This window comes from Anabaena lutea FACHB-196 (genome assembly GCF_014698305.1).
Taxonomy (GTDB): Bacteria; Cyanobacteriota; Cyanobacteriia; order Cyanobacteriales; family Nostocaceae; genus Anabaena; species Anabaena lutea.
This window is the reverse complement of the sequence record NZ_JACJST010000012.1, coordinates 1-22,314: the sequence shown is the minus strand read 5'-3', so window position 1 is coordinate 22,314 and position 22,314 is coordinate 1. Positions and strand designations below refer to the sequence as shown.

Annotated in this window: 18 protein-coding genes and 2 pseudogenes; 11 read left to right on the top strand and 9 right to left on the bottom strand. The window is 38.7% G+C overall.

Annotated elements, in window-relative coordinates; all coding sequences use genetic code 11:
- Window positions 1-169 precede the first annotated feature (169 nt).
- Window positions 170-523, bottom strand: coding sequence for a heterocyst frequency control protein PatD (gene patD, locus H6G59_RS14065; RefSeq protein WP_190715380.1), 354 nt, complete (start codon window positions 521-523; stop codon window positions 170-172).
- Window positions 524-820: 297 nt separating this feature from the next.
- Between patD and H6G59_RS14060 the strand changes: the two genes are divergently transcribed.
- Window positions 821-3,097 (top strand): RelA/SpoT family protein, encoded by a 2,277-nt coding sequence (locus tag H6G59_RS14060; protein ID WP_190715378.1) that lies wholly within the window; start codon window positions 821-823, stop codon window positions 3,095-3,097.
- Between the two features lie 85 nt (window positions 3,098-3,182).
- Here the strand turns inward: H6G59_RS14060 and H6G59_RS14055 are convergent, their stop codons facing one another.
- Window positions 3,183-4,115 (bottom strand): cobalamin-binding protein, encoded by a 933-nt coding sequence (locus H6G59_RS14055; protein WP_190715615.1) that lies wholly within the window; start codon window positions 4,113-4,115, stop codon window positions 3,183-3,185.
- 447 nt (window positions 4,116-4,562) lie between these two features.
- Between H6G59_RS14055 and H6G59_RS14050 the strand changes: the two genes are divergently transcribed.
- The 3 genes from H6G59_RS14050 (at window position 4,563) to H6G59_RS14040 (ending at window position 7,446) form a co-directional block, all read left to right on the top strand.
- Window positions 4,563-4,895, top strand: coding sequence for a hypothetical protein (locus tag H6G59_RS14050; RefSeq protein ID WP_190715376.1), 333 nt, complete (start codon window positions 4,563-4,565; stop codon window positions 4,893-4,895).
- Window positions 4,896-5,483: 588 nt separating this feature from the next.
- Complete coding sequence (locus H6G59_RS14045) at window positions 5,484-6,878, top strand: GTP-binding protein (protein ID WP_199332035.1); 1,395 nt, start codon at window positions 5,484-5,486, stop codon at window positions 6,876-6,878.
- A gap of 292 nt (window positions 6,879-7,170) precedes the next feature.
- The gene (locus tag H6G59_RS14040) at window positions 7,171-7,446 is read left to right on the top strand and encodes a Calvin cycle protein CP12 (RefSeq protein ID WP_190715374.1); all 276 of its coding nucleotides are present in this window, start codon (window positions 7,171-7,173) and stop codon (window positions 7,444-7,446) included.
- A 248-nt stretch (window positions 7,447-7,694) separates the two neighbouring features.
- Here the strand turns inward: H6G59_RS14040 and H6G59_RS14035 are convergent, their stop codons facing one another.
- From H6G59_RS14035 to apcB, 3 genes and pseudogenes are all read right to left on the bottom strand, one after another.
- Window positions 7,695-8,513, bottom strand: a complete 819-nt coding sequence (locus tag H6G59_RS14035; RefSeq protein WP_190715372.1) for a TlyA family RNA methyltransferase — start codon at window positions 8,511-8,513, stop codon at window positions 7,695-7,697.
- Window positions 8,514-8,789 (bottom strand): annotated as a pseudogene (locus H6G59_RS14030) (DUF29 family protein); the annotation flags it as partial.
- Window positions 8,790-9,007: 218 nt separating this feature from the next.
- Entirely contained in the window at window positions 9,008-9,517 is a 510-nt protein-coding gene (apcB, locus tag H6G59_RS14025) for an allophycocyanin subunit beta (protein WP_190715368.1), read from the bottom strand.
- Window positions 9,518-9,879: 362 nt separating this feature from the next.
- Here apcB and glnA point away from each other — a divergent pair, with 362 nt between their 5' ends.
- Window positions 9,880-11,295: a type I glutamate--ammonia ligase gene (gene glnA, locus H6G59_RS14020; protein WP_190715366.1), complete on the top strand. Its 1,416-nt coding sequence runs from the start codon at window positions 9,880-9,882 to the stop codon at window positions 11,293-11,295.
- Between the two features lie 93 nt (window positions 11,296-11,388).
- Here the strand turns inward: glnA and gifA are convergent, their stop codons facing one another.
- Window positions 11,389-11,589: a glutamine synthetase inactivation factor IF7A gene (gene gifA, locus H6G59_RS14015; RefSeq protein ID WP_190715364.1), complete on the bottom strand. Its 201-nt coding sequence runs from the start codon at window positions 11,587-11,589 to the stop codon at window positions 11,389-11,391.
- A 336-nt stretch (window positions 11,590-11,925) separates the two neighbouring features.
- Here gifA and H6G59_RS14010 point away from each other — a divergent pair, with 336 nt between their 5' ends.
- Window positions 11,926-12,984 (top strand): class I SAM-dependent methyltransferase, encoded by a 1,059-nt coding sequence (locus H6G59_RS14010; protein ID WP_190715362.1) that lies wholly within the window; start codon window positions 11,926-11,928, stop codon window positions 12,982-12,984.
- Between the two features lie 560 nt (window positions 12,985-13,544).
- Here the strand turns inward: H6G59_RS14010 and patX are convergent.
- Both patX and H6G59_RS14000 read right to left on the bottom strand, forming a co-directional pair.
- On the bottom strand, window positions 13,545-13,781 hold the full coding sequence (gene patX / locus H6G59_RS14005) for a heterocyst-inhibiting protein PatX (RefSeq protein ID WP_071189122.1): 237 nt from the start codon (window positions 13,779-13,781) through the stop codon (window positions 13,545-13,547).
- Window positions 13,782-13,882: 101 nt separating this feature from the next.
- The gene (locus H6G59_RS14000; RefSeq protein WP_190715360.1) at window positions 13,883-15,634 is read right to left on the bottom strand and encodes an FAD-dependent oxidoreductase; all 1,752 of its coding nucleotides are present in this window, start codon (window positions 15,632-15,634) and stop codon (window positions 13,883-13,885) included.
- A 119-nt stretch (window positions 15,635-15,753) separates the two neighbouring features.
- Here H6G59_RS14000 and H6G59_RS13995 point away from each other — a divergent pair.
- The 5 genes and pseudogenes from H6G59_RS13995 to H6G59_RS13975 all read left to right on the top strand — a co-directional run bounded on the left by H6G59_RS13995 (window position 15,754) and on the right by H6G59_RS13975 (window position 20,748).
- A pseudogene (locus H6G59_RS13995) lies at window positions 15,754-16,854 on the top strand (HindVP family restriction endonuclease).
- Between the two features lie 8 nt (window positions 16,855-16,862).
- Complete coding sequence (locus H6G59_RS13990; protein WP_190715358.1) at window positions 16,863-17,825, top strand: DNA cytosine methyltransferase; 963 nt, start codon at window positions 16,863-16,865, stop codon at window positions 17,823-17,825.
- Between the two features lie 117 nt (window positions 17,826-17,942).
- Window positions 17,943-18,647, top strand: a complete 705-nt coding sequence (locus H6G59_RS13985; protein ID WP_190715356.1) for a class I SAM-dependent methyltransferase — start codon at window positions 17,943-17,945, stop codon at window positions 18,645-18,647.
- A gap of 162 nt (window positions 18,648-18,809) precedes the next feature.
- The gene (mtnA, locus tag H6G59_RS13980; protein WP_190715354.1) at window positions 18,810-19,853 is read left to right on the top strand and encodes an S-methyl-5-thioribose-1-phosphate isomerase; all 1,044 of its coding nucleotides are present in this window, start codon (window positions 18,810-18,812) and stop codon (window positions 19,851-19,853) included.
- A 16-nt stretch (window positions 19,854-19,869) separates the two neighbouring features.
- Window positions 19,870-20,748 (top strand): hypothetical protein, encoded by an 879-nt coding sequence (locus tag H6G59_RS13975; protein WP_190715352.1) that lies wholly within the window; start codon window positions 19,870-19,872, stop codon window positions 20,746-20,748.
- Between the two features lie 194 nt (window positions 20,749-20,942).
- Here H6G59_RS13975 and H6G59_RS13970 read toward each other — a convergent pair whose 3' ends face one another.
- Window positions 20,943-22,073 (bottom strand): ABC transporter ATP-binding protein, encoded by a 1,131-nt coding sequence (locus H6G59_RS13970; protein WP_190715350.1) that lies wholly within the window; start codon window positions 22,071-22,073, stop codon window positions 20,943-20,945.
- Between the last annotated feature and the right edge of the window lie 241 nt (window positions 22,074-22,314).

The following is a 22,314-nucleotide window of genomic DNA, read 5'->3' as shown; positions in this document are numbered from 1 at the left end:
TTTCAGATATCTTCTCACCGCAACCGAACATTTTGAAAATCAAAGTTGTTGTTGGGTGACGGTGTTGCTGAAATCAACTTACCATTTTCTTGTTACTTTGGTAGCAGTCTCATGTCAATCATAAGTGGCATTATGTAGTTAAATAGAGAAAAAGGAGAGTAATAAATATTTATTTTTCCCCTTTCTCCTCTGGTTGGAGTATGGCATGGCAATATCTAATTAGAGTTATTAAACGTTCCTCAATGGTTGCAAGTCTAGCTTGTGCTGTTGAAGATTGTTTTGCACCTTGGAAAAACATTACGTCTATTTCCAAGAGACGCAGTTGCTTACTCATCTCCGTTTGATAAGACTGCTCCCGATATTCTACATCGGCTAAAGGCACAATTTGTTGGACAAACAATTGCTGCAAAGCGTCTAAACGCTGCCGTAGGATAGGAGCATCTAGTTGACTTTTGGTAACATCAGAGCGTAGTTGCTCTAGTAATGTTGCAAATTCCTGATATTTATCAAGATTCAGAGACATCCAGTGCTAGTTAAGATAGTATTAATGTCAAGAAAATTTTCTTCTACAATAAACTTTTTTAAGGACTCAATCAAACTCGAAGCTTCGAATCATAGTTTGAGGCTTTGTTTGCCATCTATCGATATTGTGCCTTATGTGCCTCGACACCTGCAATGGATGATGATCACAGGCAATTAGAAAGTCATCCTTACACCGTTTTTTCTACCCGTCTTTAGGGCAACAGCATCTTTTTGCGACGATGCTGTAATTTGCGTCTATATCTCACTTAATCCACCAAAAACTTATAATCTCTCTTGTATGAGCAGCTTACTTCTTAATTCTTCAGTTGATGTCAGTCTTCCGGAATGGCTTAAGAAATGTTTACGAGAAACATCAGCAAAAAACAGCGAACCGGAAAATGAGCGATCGCATAGTGATATGGTTTTAATCTGTCGCGCTTTCCAATTTGCCTATCAACTCCATCAAGGGCAGTACCGTAAATCTGGAGAAGCATATATTGCCCATCCAGTAGCTGTAGCTGGCTTGCTGCGAGATTTGGGCGGCAGTCCTGCTATGATAGCAGCTGGATTTCTTCATGATGTAGTTGAAGATACAGAAGTTACAATTGAAGAAATAGAAGAGCATTTTGGGGCAGAAGTCCGCCAATTGGTAGAGGGTGTCACCAAGCTTTCTAAAATCAATTTCACTAGCAAAACCGAAAGCCAAGCTGAGAATTTCCGGCGAATGTTTTTGGCAATGGCTAAAGATATTCGGGTAATTGTGGTGAAGTTGGCAGACCGTTTGCATAATATGCGAACCTTGCAGTATATGTCAGAAGCAAGCCGTCGCCGTAGCGCCCAAGAAACGCGAGATATCTTTGCACCTTTAGCTAATCGCTTGGGAATATGGCGAATTAAATGGGAATTGGAGGATTTGGCGTTTAAGTATTTGGAACCGGACGCTTTCCGGGAAATTCAGCAGCACGTCTCTGAAAAACGGACAGCGCGGGAAGAAAAATTGGCTAAAACTACGCACGTTTTGCGGGAAAGGTTGCAGCAAGCCGGAATTCAGTGTTTGGATATCAGTGGCCGCCCCAAACATCTTTATAGCATTTATCAAAAAATGCATAAGCAGCAAAAAGAATTTCATGAAATTTATGATTTGGCGGCGCTGCGAATAATTGTGCAAACCAATGAGGAATGCTATCGGGCTTTGGCGGTAGTTCATGATGCTTTTCGCCCCATTCCTGGCCGATTTAAAGACTATATTGGATTGCCTAAACCTAACCGTTACCAGTCGTTGCATACTGGGGTAATAGGTTTGACTGGTCGCCCTTTGGAGGTACAAATTCGGACTGTGGATATGCATCATGTGGCTGAATATGGGATTGCAGCACATTGGAAGTATAAAGAGACAGGTGGTTCCACTAATAACCAATTAACGGGTTCAGATGAGAAATTTACTTGGTTGCGGCAATTGCTGGAATGGCAAAGTGATTTAAAAGACGCGCAAGAATATTTAGATAGTGTTAAGGACAATCTATTTGAAGATGATGTTTATGTCTTCACCCCTAAGGGGGATGTGGTTCCTCTAAGTCCTGGTTCTACGAGTATAGATTTTGCTTATCGAATTCATACAGAGGTGGGGAACCATTGTGCAGGTACGCGGGTGAATGGGCGAATGGTGCCATTATCAACGCGATTGCATAATGGGGATATTGTTGATGTTATTACTCAAAAGAATAGCCATCCCAGTTTGGATTGGTTAAATTTTGTCAGGACTTCGGCGGCGAAATATAGAATTAAACAATGGTACAAGCGATCGCGCCGGGAAGAAAATGTGGCACGAGGACGAGATTTATTAGAAAAAGAACTCGGTAAAACTGGTTTTGATAATTTACTCAAATCTGATGCGATGCAGACTGTGGCCGAAAAGTGTAATTATCACAGTGTTGAAGATTTACTGGCAGGTTTAGGTTACGGAGAGATTACTTTAAACCTGGTATTAAACCGCTGGCGAGATGTGGTGAAAGCTGATCAACCAGTGGCTGATGTGATACCCTTTATACCCAAGGAGACAACATCAAAATCTTCACGGGATACACCACCAACTACTTCTCGTGCTAGTGATTCGCCGATTCTTGGGGTAGAAGGCTTAGTTTATCATGTAGCTGGATGTTGCACCCCGATTCCTGGGGAAGGGATTATTGGTGTGGTAACGCGGGGACGAGGTATATCTATCCATCGTCAAGGCTGTCATAATGTGGATCATGTGGAATGTGAACGCCTGATTCCCGTGAGATGGAACTCAGCTTTAGAACATCACGGCCGTCCTCACACTTACCCCATTGATATTCAAATTGAGACTCTTGATAGAGTGGGAATATTAAAAGATATTTTATCGCGGTTGAGCGACCAAGGTATAAATGTGCGTCATGCTAACGTGAAAACAGCTTTGGGACAACCTGCTTTAATGGATTTGGGCATTGATATCCGCGATCGCTCTCAATTAGAACACTTGTTTGCTCAAATTAAGAAAATGAGTGACATTCTTAACATCCGCCGTCTTGGTCAAGTTGACGAGTTCCAAGGGTAGTTTTTCTGCGGTTGTGGTAGCAATAGCCGGAATTGCGGAGAAGCCTACACTGTATAGTGAGTGACGCATACAGTGTAGGAGGATTTCACTTTTGTAAAGGCTCCCAACCGATACCTTTATAACCATATTGAAAAATGTCTGGGTGCAAAATTTCTGCTAAAATTTCCACAGAATCTGCCAGTCGCGGACTAGGACGGTTAAAGTAGGCGTTACCGTCGGTCACAAACACTCTACCTGTTTTAGCAGCGTGCAGTTTTTGCCACTCGGGACGTTGAGTTAACAATTTTGCTTCTTGCTGAGTCCGTCTTAAATCAAAGCCACAAGGCATAAAAATAATCACATCTGGGTTGCTGGTAATCAAAGTTTCCCAGTTTAATTGAGCAGAAGGTTTACCCATAACGCTAAACAACGTCTGTCCACCTGCCAAATTGATTAATTCAGGAATCCAATTTGCTGCCGTCATTAAAGGATCAGTCCACTCAATACAAGCGACTGTAGGCATTTCTATTACGGAAAGCCCTTGAATTTTATGATTACAAATTTTGACACGAGCTTCTAAGTTTTCAAGTATTTTTACTGTGTCAACGCCGAAGATATTGCCTACTCGCTCGATATCACTCCACACATCTTGCAGTGTGTTAGGTTGTAAGGATATAAGTTGAGGTGAAGTGTGGGTCAGTTCAGATACTGCTTTTTCCACTTCTGGGAAGCTAACTGCACAGACATCACACTGGTCTTGAGTGATAATATGCGTTGGCTGCAATCTCTGTAAAACATCAACTTTAATTTTGTAGATACTTAGAGCAGATTGCAATATACTGTTTAACTCCTCATGAATGGCGTTGCTAGGAGCGTTACCGTTCAATCTTGCTTGAGTACATACGGGGAGATGTGCTATTTCTGGGGGATAGTCACATTCATGCGATCGCCCTACAATAGCTTTCGACAACCCCAGTGTGGCGATAATTTCCGTTGCACTGGGAATTAAAGAAACAATTCTTATATTTTTATCTGTCATATCTGTCATAGTTCCACCTACATACAAGGTGTTCCTAATTTTCATTGTTGCACAATTTAACTGGTAAACTATCCTTCTTTAGAAGCATACATAATTCCAATTTACTAGTTATCTAAATTTAGGCTGGTAGTTAGTAAGCATCGGTATAAAACCAATTTATAGCGCTTATAACTCTTAAATTCTTCTTTATTATTGATATTTTCTCTTGATACTCTCGTTTCCAAATCCTATATCCAGAACTTAATGATATAGAATTTCCTAGTCTAATGAAGTACAAAATTATCTGCGTCTATCTGCGTCCATCCGCGTTTAATTATTACTGCTCGTACCTCACGTGAACGGGAATTGCTATAATACCTCAAACTATCTCCTAAGAAAGAGCTACTTACACTTTTGATTGTTTAGATTGATATTAGTAATAGTCAAGTTTTGATTCAGGAAAAAGTCATGACTAATAATCATCAAGACAATGAAATTCATCAGCCAGTAAGTGACGATCCCTTTTCAAGAGAAAGACCAACTGTCAAAGAAAGGAAATTAACCGCAAATCCAGGAGATAGAATTGCTGATGAACCACAATCAATTGAAGAAAAAGCCAAACAAGTTGCTGTAGATGTTCCTGACATTACAGGTGATCAAATTACAGTTCCAACCTACTTTGTCGTAGACACTCCTGAAGGTGACAAAAAAGCCCTTCATCATGTAAAAGATGCAGAAGAGATTTCTGATGTAATTCGTCAAGCACGAGTGAATGAGAAAGGTGAACGTATTTGGTGGTAAGTAGGTGGAATTAATTAAATGGTAACTCTCTCCCCTCCCAAGGGAGAGACTTTTAATTTCTCCTTCTTCACTAGGAAAGGGATTGGTACTTATCCCAATTAAAAAAAATTAATATATAAAAATATCTATATATAGAAATTTTATCGCAAAAAAGCGAGCATTTACCTTTATCGAAAAATCTCAGCAACATACTTAGAGATAAATTGCCAGAAAGTTTAAGTATATTATTTTACTAATAGAGCATACTTTATTTTACCTAAGTAAATCATTTAATCGTTATTTATCAAGACTTATAGATATTTTACTTATTATATTCGTAATTACAAGTCATTTTTATGACTAAAAAAATTTGCGTGCAAAAGTAATTGCGATTTTTATTTTTGACTTTTCAGTGGAAATGCTTAATTAAGATATCTGAAATATTCAAAGTTAATTTATAAAAAACTAAAAATTTCGATATATAGCAACCGCCAAGGTGGTTAGGACATGAACTAATGATAAAACTTAGACACAAACAGACTTTCAACTCTGTCACCTGTCACCTGTCCCCTGCTATAAATGGATATGTAACCCATTGTTTACTCCACCTTGTCTCAACCTAACGCAGTGAAAAACCTGCAAGAAACTCATTTGAACCGCGCCCGTGCTAGTCTTAGACAGGCTCTATCTTGGTATGGATATCTCCGCAAGTCAGGACAGCTATCATCAAACCAAAAATTGGCAGGTTTGGTAAAACCGGAAATAGAAATTTTAACCACCACACTCAACAAGCTAGACTCTAACGTCGTGAGAATAGCTGCTTTTGGTTTAGTGAGTCGCGGAAAGTCAGCGGTGTTGAATTCCTTGCTAGGTGAAAAAATTCTCCAAACTGGCCCCCTTAACGGTGTGACTCAGTGGCCTCGTTCAGTACGTTGGAAACCAGGGGGAAAGGTATTAGTTGAATTAATCGATACTCCCGGTTTAGATGAAATTGAGGGGGAATCAAGGGCGCAAATGGCGAGAGAAGTAGCTCGTCAAGCAGATTTAATCTTGTTTGTTGTCTCTGGAGATATTACCAGAACTGAGTATCAAGGGTTACTAGAATTAAGACAAGCTCAAAAACCACTGATTTTGGTTTTTAACAAAATCGATTTGTACCCAGATACAGACAGAAACACCATTTACAAAAACTTACAACTATTAGGTGCAGGAAATCTTCAAGAAAAACCCTTACTACCTGATGAAATTGTCATGGTAGCAGCTGAACCTGCATCAATGGAAGTTAGAGTAGAATACCCAGATGGAACTGTGAGTTATGAATGGGAAACACCACCACCACAGGTTGAGGAACTCAAGCAAACAATTCTGAATATACTAAATCGGGAAGGGCGATCGCTTTTAGCTTTAAATGCACTCATTCAAGCAAGGGAAGCAGAAGCAGTGATAGCTAGTAAAACCATTGATATTCGTGAAGAAGAAGCAGAAGATATCATTTGGAAATTTACTAAATATAAAGCCCTCGCTATTGGTTTGAATCCCATTCCTATTTTAGATATTATGGGGGGTTTAATCACCGATTTAGCTTTAATTCGTTCTTTAGCTAGATTATATGGTTTACCCATGACTAGCTATGAAGCAAGTAAATTATTAAAAACCATTTTATTCAGTTCTGGTGGTTTATTGTTAGGAGAAATCGGCAGTAGTTTAATGTTAGGTTTAGGCAGTAGTACCGCTGCTATAGTCAGTGGTGATAGCCCTGTGAATATTACTACTTTTGCGGGGAGTGCGTTAGCAAAGCTCACTGGAGGTATCGCTCAAGGTAGTATTGCTGGTTATGGTGCTTATACTGTCGGTAAAGCCGCACAAATATATCTAGAAAAAGGCTGTACTTGGGGACAATTAGGTGCTGATACAGTCATTCAAGAAATTCTATCGCAAGTTGACAAAAATACAATTTTGTATCGTTTACAGCAAGAATTGGGTGGAAAATTTGGGGATTTTTGACATCATTAACCACACTCTGATATCCCCAACTACATACGAAATTGTGAATTTTGAAGTGGTATAAATTAGCCATTTCTATTTTTTCATGGCTAAAAAAGTATATAAATTAACTAAAAATATTTTTTTAAATTGTTACGGTTGAGGATAGTTTCTTAACTGGTTCTCATACTTTCTCTACATTTCTATCTTCCCATACAACCAGAAGCAAACAGTGCCGAGTAAAAAATACTTAAGTACACATTAGGGTTTGCAGTAAATCTTGATCTTACTCCACAACAAAGGTGAAAATATCATGACATCTTTTAACGAAATTTTAGCTGCTATTAACTCAGATAAAAATAGCACTAAACCCATTGAGCAAGCAATTCTGGAAGCAATTGTAGAAGCTCGTGCAACCTGTGAGCAAAATGGAAGTAATTCCCCTAATTGTGCTGTAGCTTGGGATATTGTTGAAGAATTACAAGCAGAAAAAGCTCATCAAAAACAAGCCAAACACCGTAAAACAGCCTTAGAAACCTACTGCGAAATGTATCCAGATGCACTAGAGTGTTTGATTTACGATTTATAACCTTGTGAGGTTGGGTTTAACCCAACCCGAAACTTGGCTATTTGCAAAAGTATTGAGATTTTCTCAGTTTTTTGGATGTAGACATCGCTGATATGTATTGACTTAATTAGTTATTTATAAGGTAATGTGTTTATGATTTAAACATCACTTTTGTCACACTGTTAAATATTTATATAGGAATTAAGATTTGATTTTTGAAATATACGTAGGGTGGGCATTGCCCACCCTACAAGACTAATAATTGTGCATCATTTTTTCATAAACTCATACACCACTTGTTTGGTCATTTCCTGAATCATCTCTAAATCTGGTGCTGGTGTCTCACTTTCCATTCCCAACCAGAGCAGAAATTCAATATTTCCCGCAGGGCCAGTTATGGGCGACCAAGTTAAACCTTTATACTTCCAACCTAACTCTATAGCTGCTTGTAACACCTGGAAAATAGCATCAGCTTGGTCGCTAGAATCGCGGACAACACCCTTTTTACCCACGCGAGACTTCCCTACCTCAAATTGAGGTTTTACCAGCAATACAGCCTCTCTAGGTGCTTGCGTTAATTGCCATAATGCAGGCAAAATTTTAGTTAAGGAAATAAAGGAAACATCCACCACTGCTAAATCAGGAAGCGTCGCATTTTCAGCATATAAATCTTCTGGTTTTAACTGTCTTAAATTGGTGCGTTCTTTTAAAATTACTCTTTCATCTGTTCTAATTTTCCAATCAACTTGTCCATAACCAACATCAATACCGTAAACTTGAACTGCACCAGCTTGTAATAAACAATCCGTAAAACCTCCCGTAGAAATTCCCCCATCTAAACAAATGCGTCCAGTTACAGAAATTCCAAATAATTCTAAGGCTTTGGCGAGTTTTTCACCACCACGAGAAACAAAAGGTGGACGTTCTTTAACTTGAATTTGTGCTGTAATATCAACTTCAGTCCCGGCTTTATCAATCATCTGTTGATTGACTGTCACTGCTCCAGCTTGAATTAGCCGTTGTGCTTGTTGACGGGAGGGACATAAACCTAAATCTACTAATAAAGTATCTAATCTTTGTTTAACCAATTAATTTGACTCTCCTGGTGAGATTAAACCTAAAGCATAATGAATAATTTCTTCTTTATTAACCAACTTTTCTAATTCTTCTGATTCATAACGACCTTCTTCCACTTCCAGCGAAGCTTCATCAATAGCATTTAAATAAGCTTCTTCTAATACTTCCTCTAATTTTTCTCTCGTGAGATAATAACGCTTATTTTCTCGTTGAATTTCCCGAATTGAGTTTCTAATTGAGACTTCCCAAGAGCGAGTTGTGCGATTTTCAGATTTTTGTTTAACCAATGGATTTTATCTGGAAAATCTCTACTCAAACTAACATCCTGACAATCCTTAAATACTGTAAATCCTGATTCAGACAATTAGTAATCTGAAAAAAAGTAAACGCACCTTGCCAAAAAAAGCCAAAGTGCGATTCCTACGGAGCGCTTCGCTATCGCTATTAAGTCCGCGTAGGCGGACTTTAGTTGTGTAGCCGCGATTTCTAATCGCCGGGACTTTTATTAAATATCAATCTCACTCAACTCACGAGTAATATAGTCAAAAGGCTCATCCACAAAAGCAGTATTAGCCACACCCGCAGCGGCAACTTGCGCCTTGACGATATCTTTCATAATCTGGATACCCTGAACTGTTGAACCAATAGGTACACCCAGAGAATTGTAAGTTTCCCGTAGTCCTTGCAAAACACGCTCATCAAGTACATTCATATTGCCAGCAACTATTGCATAAGTAGCATAGCGCAGGTAATAATCCATATCCCGCAAACAAGCCGCATAGCGACGAGTTGTGTAAGCATTTCCACCAGGACGAATCAATTCTGGTAAGTCTTCAAATAACTTAGAACCAGCCTGTTTAACAATAGCCGCTGCATTAGAATTAATTGCAGCTGCCGCTTGCACTCTTGCTGTACCGGTTTCAAAGTAAGACTTGAGGCTGTCGATCGCATTCCGGTCAAAATAACGACCGGTTACGTCATAATTCTTAATTAAAGTTGTAACTGCATCGCGCATTCTTTTTTCTCCCAATCATTAACTATCTATGGTTTGATATTTATTTGGCTGCAATTATGCACCAGTAAACTTTTGTGCCATAAACAATAGATGCGGCACAAAAACGATCCATCCGCTATTTAAGGATTCTATGCCAAAGTTGACCCCGATGAGATGATATTTCCAGTTTTGTGCAGATCATGAAGAAAGGTTAATATAACCTGTAATCCAGATCATCTGTAACAAACACTACAAAACCACCTCAAGTCAAGTATTTACGATATTCCAGGTGGTGTGTCACAACTTGGGTTAGCGTAGCAGGCTAAAGATGCTTTGGCAGATTTTTGTTTTACTTTAGGAAATTGGGTACATAAGGAGTAACAATGACAACCCCACAAGAAGTGTTGAAAAGAATTAAAGATGAAAAAATTCAGATGATTGATCTGAAATTCATCGATACACCTGGAACTTGGCAACACTTGACAGTGTTTCACAACCAAATTGATGAGAGTTCATTCACTGATGGTGTTCCTTTCGACGGTTCCAGCATTCGGGGTTGGAAAGGCATCGAAGAATCAGACATGACAATGGTGCTAGATCCAAACACCGCTTGGATCGACCCATTCATGAAAGAGCCAACGCTAAGTATAATTTGTAGTATTAAGGAACCACGCACAGGCGAATGGTACAACCGTTGCCCCCGCGTTATTGCCCAAAAAGCAATCGAGTATCTAGCTTCTACAGGACTTGGTGACACAGCTTTCTTCGGTCCTGAAGCCGAATTCTTCATCTTTGATGATGTCCGCTACGACCAAACCGCCAACGAAGGCTACTATCATGTAGATTCTTTAGAAGGTCGTTGGAACACCGGTAGAAAGGAAAGCCCCAACCTCGGTTACAAAACCCGCTTCAAAGAGGGCTACTTCCCAGTCCCACCAACGGATAGCTTCCAAGATATCCGGACAGAAATGCTGTTAACAATGGCAGCTTGCGGCGTACCTATTGAAAAACAACACCACGAAGTTGCTACAGGTGGTCAGTGTGAACTCGGTTTCAAATTCGGTAAGTTAATCGAAGCTGCTGACTGGCTGATGACTTACAAATATGTGATCAAGAACGTTGCCAGAAAGTACGGCAAAACCGTCACCTTCATGCCAAAACCAATTTTTGGTGATAATGGTTCCGGTATGCACTGTCACCAATCTATTTGGAAAGGTGGTCAGCCTTTGTTTGCAGGTGACAAGTACGCTGGCATGAGTGAAATGGGACTATACTATATCGGTGGTATTCTCAAACACGCTCCAGCATTGTTGGCTATCACCAACCCCACTACAAACTCTTACAAGCGTCTAGTTCCGGGCTATGAAGCACCTGTAAACCTGGCTTACTCCCAAGGTAATCGTTCTGCTTCTGTGCGGATTCCTCTCTCTGGAGATAACCCCAAAGCCAAGCGGTTAGAGTTCCGTTGTCCAGATGCTACTTCTAACCCCTACTTAGCCTTTGCTGCCATGCTTTGCGCTGGTATTGATGGCATTAAGAACAAAATCCATCCTGGTGAACCCTTAGATAAAAATATCTATGAACTTTCTCCAGAAGAATTGGCGAAGATTCCTTCTACTCCAGGTTCTTTAGAACTCGCTTTGGAAGCACTGGAAAATGATCACGCTTTCTTGACAGACACCGGCGTGTTCTCAGAAGACTTCATCCAAAACTGGATTGACTACAAGCTGGCTAACGAAGTTAAGCAGATGCAATTGCGTCCTCATCCTTACGAATTCTTCTTGTACTACGATTGCTAATGGCAATTACGTAAAATTAGTCAATTTTAAAGCCACCTTGAAGGTGGCTTTTTCTGCACATCGTCATTTGGGAATCACACTAAATGCACAACCTTAGCTCATGGAAGCATGACTGGTGCTATAAAGGCTCTGAGTAGTAGGATCTATCTTCCCTTGGATGGGGTTCCAGTAGTGGGATATTTCTTCGGGAAGACCAAGTTCTTGTGCCGCACGCATCAGCATTGATTGTTGACGGTTCTTAACTTGTTGATGTTGACGCACCATTAACGCACGAGATTTTTCTTGAATAGACATAACTACACTCCTCTGTATTTTTTATTGATATATGGTTAACTATTCTTTCACTTCCTAATATAGCAAAAATTCTGTAGCTTATGTTACGGAATGGATTTTCTTAATATAAATTCATAATTGACATTAACTCGAAAAAGCGATCGCTCTTTCCACCATCTAAAGCAAAAAAAGAGCATAGGGGAAACCCACACTAGTCAAGATGTCGAAACTCTGGAATTATCAACCAAATTTTCAGATTTTTAATCTGAAAATGGGTATTTATTTTGATACAGCGCTTTATTTCTGACTTTTATTTACATAAAATAAAAAAGGTTAATAAATCTTAATTCATTGGTTATGTCTGACACCTTAACTAAATTGACCTATAAGACTCTTCAACAGAGCAAAAATTACTTTAGTCTGGCGCACAAAATCCTCAGTTTACGCCTCAGAAACCTCATACATCCCACACTTGGGCAAATCAGCCAACCCATATCCAAAGAGCTAATAGTGGGGCTGGAAGACCGATTAAATCAGCTACTAGAAATAGACTGGCAAGATGGAGAAAAAGGAATCTATCCCCACAGCTTATTGTTTGACAATCCGTGGGAAGAATTTTTGCGCTATTATCCGATGCTTTGGTTAGATTTGCCCCTAACCTGGGAGCGGCTCACACAGAATAGATATCAAGATTTTGCACAGGACATAGAGAAAGATGGTTATCCCAGCTATTATGTGCAGAACTTCCATCACCAAACCAATGGCTATTTAAGCGACCTATCAGCCAATTTATATGACTTGCAGGTGGAAATTCTGTTTGGTGGTGCAGCTGATATTATGCGGAGGCGCATTCTCGCTCCCCTCAAACATGGGTTGGAAATTTTCGATGATCTTCCCCAAAAGCAAACCAAAATTTTAGATATAGCTTGCGGTACTGGGCGGACTTTGAAGTTGATTCGAGCAGCTTTGCCTCAAGCCTCTTTATATGGTACAGATTTATCACCAGCTTATTTGCGTAAAGCCAATGAGCAACTATCGCAGATTCCAGGAGAATTGCCGCAACTTCTACAAGCCAATGCCGAAGAATTACCTTATCTCGATCACTATTTTCATGCTGTAACTTCCGTGTTTCTCTTTCATGAGTTACCTGCATCAATACGTCAACCTGTGATAGAGCAATGCTTCCGGGTAACAAAACCAGGGGGAGTCTTTATTATCTGTGACTCGATTCAGATGAGTGATTCACCGGAATTGGCTCCTATAATGAATAACTTCTCCACAATGTTCCATGAACCTTACTATAACCATTACATCACTGATGACTTGGTAGCGCGTTTAGAGCAAGCCGGGTTTGAGAATATCAAAACACAAGTTCACTTTGTGAGCAAGTATTTTATTGCTCATAAACCAGGTTAGTCACGAACAAGCGTTTATTTATTCAGGCTGATGACTCCTAGCAGTCTAATACACTGATATTTACGGGTTAATTACAGAAAGAACAGTCTGATTCTCCCCCTGTTCCTTCTGTTTACCCGTTTTTCCTGCTCAACCTACTTGCCATTGGCCTTCCCAACCTGTAGACGCAAGCCATGCAAAGCCGAAGTGGTTAAAGAAGGCTGGACTAGCACATATATTATGAGTCACTTATTCACCAATACACGTCAGGTTTGCCGCAATTACCAGATGTTTTTAGAAAATACCAAACGGTTGCTGAGTGGTGTAGTTGTGTAGTGGCTTAACTGTCTAAGTCTGTAGTCAGAGAAGATTAAATCTGGAACGGTTGTGTAGTGCTTTAACTGTCTATATTTCTGTCAAAGAAGATGACATGAAAAACGGTTGATTAGCTGTGTAGTGCTTTAACTGTCTATGTCTCTGTTCGACAAATGGTGTCAAGGATGTTAGACATCCAGTTATCCGGTAATTTGATTCCCTTGTTGGCAACTAATTTTCCTACAAGCAGTCTGAGGCTGGGGTTTTTAAACAACAGAATAGATATTTCTGGAATATCCCAAGGACTCTTTGCGCCCACTACCGCGATGAGGTGCTGGCGTTTCTGGTTGGTTAGGACTAGTTTGAGGTTTTTCAGCAAGTAGCTGTTGTGAACCAGAAGTAGCAATTAGCAGGTAGGAAAGGCGAGTCAGTACCGCTTCGCAGTTAAAAGCTAAGGAGCCGAATACCAGACTCGATACTAAAAGTGAAATGGCAGCACGCATAGTAGATGTCTATTTTAGAACTCTCCAATTCACTGATACTTAACTTTTATATGATCATCCGGACAATTTATTAAAAAGTATTGTATTTGACTGTAAAAAAATCAATTTGATACTTCGTCGATATATTCAACGAGTAGCCAGTTACCAGATGAATTTTTCCGTCCCCAGAGAGTGAGCTTTTCTTTAGCAGGAAGGGCTTGCAGTTGCTCATCAATATGGGATTGCAAAGTCACAATCTGCCAAATTTTCGGTGAAAATTCAGTTGGGTTTGTGATAGTAAATGTGTAGTGTTGTTGGTCTAGGCGATTAAAAATGCCTATGAAACAATCAAGATTCAAGTAATCATACGGATTAACCAATAAACCAGGACAATTACCATTAATGGGATATGTTTCTGGGTTGTCCAAATAATGGATTTGCCAGTTGAGCCACTCTGGATGATTGGTTGATAAGTTAAACAGGGGAACAATTGCCGCAGGCGATCGCTCATCAGTTAATAAAGCTGCTTGCAGCGTCCTAACTGGCAAATCCCTGGGTTGACATTCTAACTCACAACATAGAGCAGCTGCCATACCCGCTGCTTGACCTATACCCATCACTATCGGTTGTAGTCTGGTAGCCCCATTAGCGATGTGGGACACAGAAATATTCTTTTCACAGACCAGCAACCCATCTGTAGTCACTGGAATCAGACAACGATAGGGAATAGTGAAGGGCGTTCCAGTCCAACGTCCCCCCCAGCGGATAGATTTAGGTTGCAGTGAGAACTTATCACCAGGATAATGGTGGTCGTTGGCGTAGTTACCAACAGCAACCGCATCATCAAATTTAGCGGCGACACTACTACCTGCTAAGGGCAGAATATTCTGCTCACAGACAGTAACAAGTCCCTTTAAACGGCGACTTTCCCGATAATAGGGATGCAGCGCAAAAGCTGGAGAGAGGCTAGGAAAAACACCTTCTGCTAAACCGTAACGCCGACCAAGCTGAGTTTGGATAAAATGGGCAAAGTTTTGACTATGCCAGAAACATTCTTGGACAAACTTACGTCTAGTTAAATCCGACTTTATCAAACGGTTGGCTTTTTGGCCGTAGTCGTTGCCACAAATAGGCCAGTTAATCATAAACCGACCTCCTGGTAAGCGACCATAATTTAAAAATTTCTCCGCCCCATAGTCATCCCAAGCGCCTGTAAACAGTGATGGATTATAGTTAGGGGCAGGTGGGATTTCAGCCGCGACAGGTTCACCAAAATCTTGCATTACCACTACCCAAGTTGGCGCTTGTACAGGGTATTTTTCGGTGAGAGAGTTAAAACTTTCTGGTGCGCTAGGTTCTCCCCACTCTGACTTTAGTTCCCAACCCCAACGATAAGGTACTTCCCCTAAAGCTAATAAATCACCCAATTCTGTACCATCAAGAATAATTTTGGCGGTGACTGTGAAATCTGCAAAGCGTACACCTGTAATACAGTCTCCCTGACGCAAAACTTCTAATGGAACTTTTCCTGATATCCATTGGAGATTAGGTAATTCCTTCACCCAGTCAGCAAAGATTTCTGCACCTATACGCGGTTCATAAGTAAAAAAGCTCACCCAACTGTTATCTAACCCTCCTGGTTGTCGTTGGCGTAATTCTTGTATAAATGCTCCCCATAAGCCAGTTTGAAAAGCTTGCAATTCGTTACCATCAGGTGCAGATACGCCCGCTGAGGTGAGCATTCCTCCTAACCAGGTAAATTCGCTCACAAGGATGGTTTTAGCGCCTCTTCGTGCAGCTTGGATAGCCGCAGCAGTTCCGCCGGTTCCTCCTCCAACTACTAGGACATCGGTTGTATAGGTTTGATTGAGCATAAATAATAGTTACTCTACTTTTTTGATGATGAGTGATTATAAATCGAGAAATCAGCTAAATATCAAGAAATTAATTTATACTGAAATTGTTATGTGAGCATATTATCAAAATTGGTCTAATGCAACCAGATAATTTACAAGTAGGTTTATTTGGATTAATTCATTCTAATAGAGACTTTTCTCAGAGAGAAAGTTGGGGGAAAAATCAATTTAATAATTCTTTTCCTGTGTCATTAGCTTGTTATATGCACCAGAAAGGACTTAAACTAAATTATTTAACTTTGGACAAGGGGTTAACAATTCAGCATCAAGAAATAGATACTTCTCAAATATTGGGTATTTGTCCTCTTTCTCCTAATTTATTTTTTTCTTTTGAAAGCGACTATGTACCTTATAGAAAAATAGTTTTTGGTAAATTGCCACTAGTTGATTTAGTCACCCATGATCTGAATAGAGATAATGCTTGTTTACGAAGTATAGAAATAAAATTGACAGCATTACCTGACAATTCTACTTATCGTTTACCAGATAATCAATATGGCTGTGAAATTGTGACAAGACCCGATACTATTGTCTATATTGCTTTGAGTATTGCTCATGAATTTGAAAATTCAAGAGATAAATTACTAAGTTATTTACAAGCTATATGTAGTCAGATTCAAGATTGGCATAGTATAGGTCATATATTGCCTTTTATACCTCAAATTGTAGATTGTTTAGATAATTTAATAAGTGATAATATTGAAATTCAATCTCCATTAGTCATGCAACCAATATGGAAAACTGTAGGTAAAACTTCCAAACTTTATCAAAATTGCTTAGATATTTTTGTTTGGAGCAACTTCGGATTTACTAGGCTTTTCTTTGATATCACTAAAAGATTGGCTAAATCAGAAGAAAGCATACAAAGACCTATGCGTTCTGTGGTATGGTTAGCAAAGATGTTATATGAATTTGCTCTAATTGGTAAAATAAATCATAAATTAATTATTGATACATTAACCTATAACACGAAGAATGATAAAGCTTTTGCTTTAAGCGGTTCTAATACTCGACCTTATATGACTTGTGATAATTTGATTCAACCCAGAATTACCAAATAAGAAATTAATAACATCATTTTAGGAGGAGGACAGAATTTCTTAAGCCCTGAAAGAAGATTTGATGCTATTATTTTAAGCAATCCAGAAATTTTTGATAATAGATTAAAAGACATTTGATAACTTTAATGAATATACAGATAGAATCCTCTTTCTTAAAAGTCATAGATGTATTTTCTGGTTGTGGTGGTTTATCACTAGGATTTCAGAATGGTGGATTTAAAATTGTCGCTGCTTTTGACAACTGGAAGCCTGCAATAAATGTTTACAAGCTAAACTTTGATCATCCAATTTGTGAATATGATTTGAGTCAGATAAATAATAATTATTCCCTATTTAAACAATTCTTACCAGATGTGATTATTGGTGGTCCACCATGCCAAGATTTTTCTAGTGCAGGTAAGCGTAATGAAGATTTAGGTAGAGGAGATTTAAGTATTACATTTGCGGAAATAGTAGCCAATGTTTCTACTCAATGGTTTGTCTTAGAAAATGTAGAATTGTTTAGAAAATCCAACAAATATCAAGAATTTCGGCAAATTCTTAAATCTGCTGGTTATGGTTTAACAGAAAAAGTATTAGATGCTAGTTTATGCGGTGTACCTCAAAAAAGAAAAAGATTTTTTTGTATCGGAGAAAAAGGTGGTGAGGATGATAATTTAAAGACTTATCTAGAAGCTAATTTATCTAGCAAACCTACAACTATTAGAGATTGTTTAGGAAATAGTTTAGGAATTGAATACTATTATCGACATCCTCGAAGTTATCAAAGAAGGGCTATTTTTAGTATTGACGAACCAAGTCCAACTATTAGAGGTGTGAATAGACCAATACCTAAAAATTATAAACAACATCCCGGAGATGTTGCAGAATTAACCCCAGATTTGCGTCCCCTAACTACTCGTGAAAGAAGTTATATTCAAACTTTTCCTGATGATTTTATTTTTGCAGGTTCAAAAACAGATTTAGAACAAATGATTGGTAATGCTGTACCTGTTAAATTAGCAGAATATGTTGCTAAATGTATGCTGATGTATATTCAAGATAAAAATAAATCCCAGATATTTGATGTTTCATTGTTAACTGTTTAAATTGTCAAAATCCAGAATTATGTAAAGCTTTAGCATTGCTAAACCTATGCTCGCATTATTTCGTTTATTGTGTTGATGTATAATCAAATGACTAATTAAACATAACACTAAAAGCAAATGCCAGAACAAACTATAAATTTTGACTCTAACCCACCAGTTGCTACCAATGAATACGACACGATGATTCAAATGGCTTTACCTGGTTATGAGGTAATGCACAATATGGCATTATCTGTCCTCAGAGCCAATATACCAGAAAAAGCTAATTTGTTGATTGTGGGTGCTGGTAGTGGGATGGAATTAATCAAGTTTAGTCAAGGTAATTTACAGTGGCAAATGCTAGGTGTAGATCCATCGAGTAATATGCTATCTATTGCTCAAAATAAAATAGATGAACATGGATTATCTGAACGAATAAAATTATTTGCAGGATATACACATGATTTAAATACTATTTCTTTATATGACGCAGCAACTTGTATTTTAGTAATGCATTTTCTACCTGATGATGGCAGTAAACTGGCTTTACTTAAAAATATTGCCCAACGTCTAAAATCATCAGCTACTTTTATTTTAGTAGATATATTTGGTGAAAAAGAAACTGATCAATTTGAACGAATGATTTCCATCATTCAAGTTTATTGGGAGCAAATGGGGATGAACCCAGAAAAAAGAATACAAGGACTAGAAACAATCAAAAAAGGTGTTTTTCCTATTTCAGAAATGAGAGTAGTGGAATTATTACAGCAAGCTGGTTTTGGTAATATCTTGAGATTTTATACAGGACTTTGGGTTGGTGGTTGGGTAGCAACTAAAAACTGATAATGTAGTACTTGGATATTTTTATGACTTAGACTATTTCCGAAGTAATCGCTCAAAATTACCCCAAAGTTGCTATGATGATTTTTGATTTCCCACTGTAGTAGGGAATAGGGACTCTTAGCAATCACCAATTACCAATCACCAATCACCAATTACCCATTTATGCTTTATTCCGTTGTTTGGAAAAATAACTCTGTTTTACTAATCGACCAAACTCGTTTACCAAATGAGTATGCTGTGGTGGAAATTCATCGCAGTGAAGATATGGCCGAAGCCATTAGAACTATGATTGTTAGAGGTGCGCCGGCAATTGGTGTCGCTGCTGCTTATGGAATGTATTTGGGTGCGAGGGAAATTGAAACTAGCAAACGTGAAGAGTTTTTGCAACAATTAGAAAAAGTTGCTCAATTGTTGCGTTCTACCCGTCCCACAGCAGTAAATTTGTTTTGGGCAATTGGTAGAATGATGCAAACAGCTTATGAAACTCTAGGAACAATCGCAGAAATTCAACAAACTCTCCTAGAAACTGCCCAAACTATCAACGCTGAAGATATTCAAACCTGTCAAGCTATTGGTGATCACGGTTTAGCAGCTTTACCCAAAACCCCAGAAAAATTAACCATACTTACCCACTGTAACACTGGTGCTTTAGCAACTGCTGGTTATGGTACTGCATTGGGTGTTGTGCGTTCTGCTTGGAGAGAAGGAAGATTGACGCGAGTATTTGCAGATGAAACTCGTCCTCGTTTACAAGGTGCAAAACTCACCGCATGGGAATGTGTGCAAGAAGGAATTCCGGTGACAGTGATTACTGATAGTATGGCTGCACATTGCATGAAACAAGGTTTAATTGATGCGGTTATTGTCGGTGCTGATAGAATTGCTGCAAATGGGGACACCGCTAATAAAATTGGAACTTACAGTTTAGCTATAGTAGCTCAAAAACATAATATCCCCTTCTTCGTTGCCGCACCTGTTTCTACCATTGATTTCACCTTAGCTAGTGGTAGTCTAATTCCCATTGAAGAACGTCATCCATCGGAAATATACCAAATTGGTGATACTCTTTTGACACCTTCAGGAGTAGAGTTTTATAATCCTGCTTTTGATGTTACTCCCGCAGAATTAATTACAGCCATTATTACAGAAAATGGTGCTTTTGCTCCTGGTGACTTGATAAAAGCTCAAAAAAATTCAGTGCTTTAAATCTCAGAATTCAATAATGCAAAAATTAATTCCCACAATTTCCTTAATTATTGGCTGTATATCAATTACAAGTTGTGGTAATTCACCAACTAATACAGCTAATACAGCACAAGAAAGTTCAACTAATACTGTTGCACAATCTCAAACGACAACTTCTCCAGAACCTGAAACAGAAACTTCAACTAAAACCGAATCTATCCAAAAACCTGAAACAGAAACTTCAGCTAAAACGGCTAAAACAAAAAGGTTTCCTAAATCTGTAACAGATACCCAAGCTAAAACTACCCAATCTGAAACAAAAGTACCCAAACAACCAGAAGTTGCAACAGTCAAAGAATTAGTCAATGGTGATTTACTATGTTATGTCAAATTAGTAGATGAAAATGGAACTGAATATAATGAAGGTGCAAGCTTTGAGATTTGTGCAGAAGAAGCAAAATTTTTAAATAAAAAAGTACGTGCTTCTTACCAAATCAAATCAGTTAGTGATTGTCAAAGTGCTGAACCATGTGGTAAAACTCGCAAAGAATCTATCATTACTAACATGGAAGTTCTAGATGAGAAATCATCCACCAAAACCGAAGATAGTAAATCAAGTAAATCCAACACTATAAGTAATGGTGAGTGGACAATTACGATTGGAAATACTGACTCTTGGACAGGAGTTAATAATACAGGAAACTTGACTTATAAAGGATGTGACTCTCAAGGTAAATGTATTAATTTAACAGGTGGGAAAATCTCTTGTCGGGATGGTAAATGTGTTACAGGTTGGACAAATGGAGATTATGTCTACATTTTAGAACAACCGATTACAGAAGATGGAAATTCTCCTTCAACTCTAATTGTTAGAAAAGGTGATAGTGAGATTTTGAAAGCTACAGGATTGAAATAAATTTTTAGTTGTTAAATTGATATTAAATTGATTTTTCGTAGGTTGGGTTAAGAGACAGCGCAACCCAATATAAGTTTTGATAATTTTATTTGATTTATGTTGGTTTCCTTACGTTAAACGCCACTCGCTCCAAACCGGGAAACTCGTCCACAGTTGAGACTCCCCAACCTACATTTTTTGATTTTGAATTATCCTCAAGCAATGGGAAAAATTCTATTACCATTACTTGGATTAAATACAAATAAATGACTTAAATCTAATTGCAAATTCAGCCGTTCTCCTGGATGTAAACGGACATCCCTAGCAACTTGCACATTTAGCCAACCAGAAGAACCAGATAAACTTGTACGAATCAATATTTCTCGTCCTAAAGGTTCCACCACCTTCACTTCTGCAAGCAAACCTCCCAACTCTTCCTCTCTGTGGTTCTGTGGTTCGTTAATATATTCATTAATATATTTGTTAATATAAATATGTTCAGGACGAATCCCTAAATTACAAATTTGTTCTGGTTGTAAACTTAAAGCTGCTTTGATATTTTTAGGAACCGCTAATAATTGACCACTAACATCAAAATTATCGCCTTTATAAATAGCTGGTAAAATATTCATAGGCGGATTACCCAAAAAAGTCGCTACCATTTCATTAGCAGGTAAAGCATAAATACTTTGAGGATCGCCAATTTGTTGAATTCGTCCGCGATTTAGCACCACAATTTTATCAGCCAAAGTCATTGCTTCAACTTGATCATGGGTGACGTAAATTGTCGTAATTCCTAATTGTTGATGTAACTGTTTTAATTCAGCCCTGGTATCATCTCGTAGTTGAGCATCTAAATTAGATAAAGGTTCATCAAGTAAAAATAATTGTGGTTGACGTGCGATCGCTCTTCCTAATGCTACTCGTTGTTGCTGTCCTCCAGAAAGTTGTTTAGGCTTTCTATCTAAAAGATATTCTAAAGAGAGCGATCGCGCCACCTTCAACACCCGTTCTTGAATCGTTTTGGGGTCAATTTTTCGCATTTCTAACCCAAACCCAATATTCTGGGCTACCGTCATGTGGGGATAAAGGGCATAGTTCTGAAATACCATCGCTACATCACGCGCTCTTGCTGGTATATCGTTAACCAAGCGATCGCCTATATACAAATTACCAGATGTAGCGGTTTCTAATCCAGCAATGGTTCGCAAAATCGTCGATTTACCACAACCTGAAGGACCCACAAGTACCCAAAACTCCCCATCAGGAATTTCAAAGCTGATATCCTCAATTGCGGTGACATTGTTAAATCTACGCTTAACTTTTTCTAGCAGAACTTTTGCCATTTTTAATCAGTGGTAATTAGTGATTGGGAATTGGTGATTGGTGATTGGGAATTGGGAATTGGGAATTGGGAATTGGGAATTGGTGATTGGTGATTGGTGATTGGGAATTGGGAATTGGGAATTGGTGATTGGTGAACGGGAATAATTATTTTCTAATCATCTCCCCATCTCCCCATCTCCGCGTCTCCCCATCTCCCCATCTCCCCATCTCCCCATCTCCCCATCTCCCCATCTCCCCATC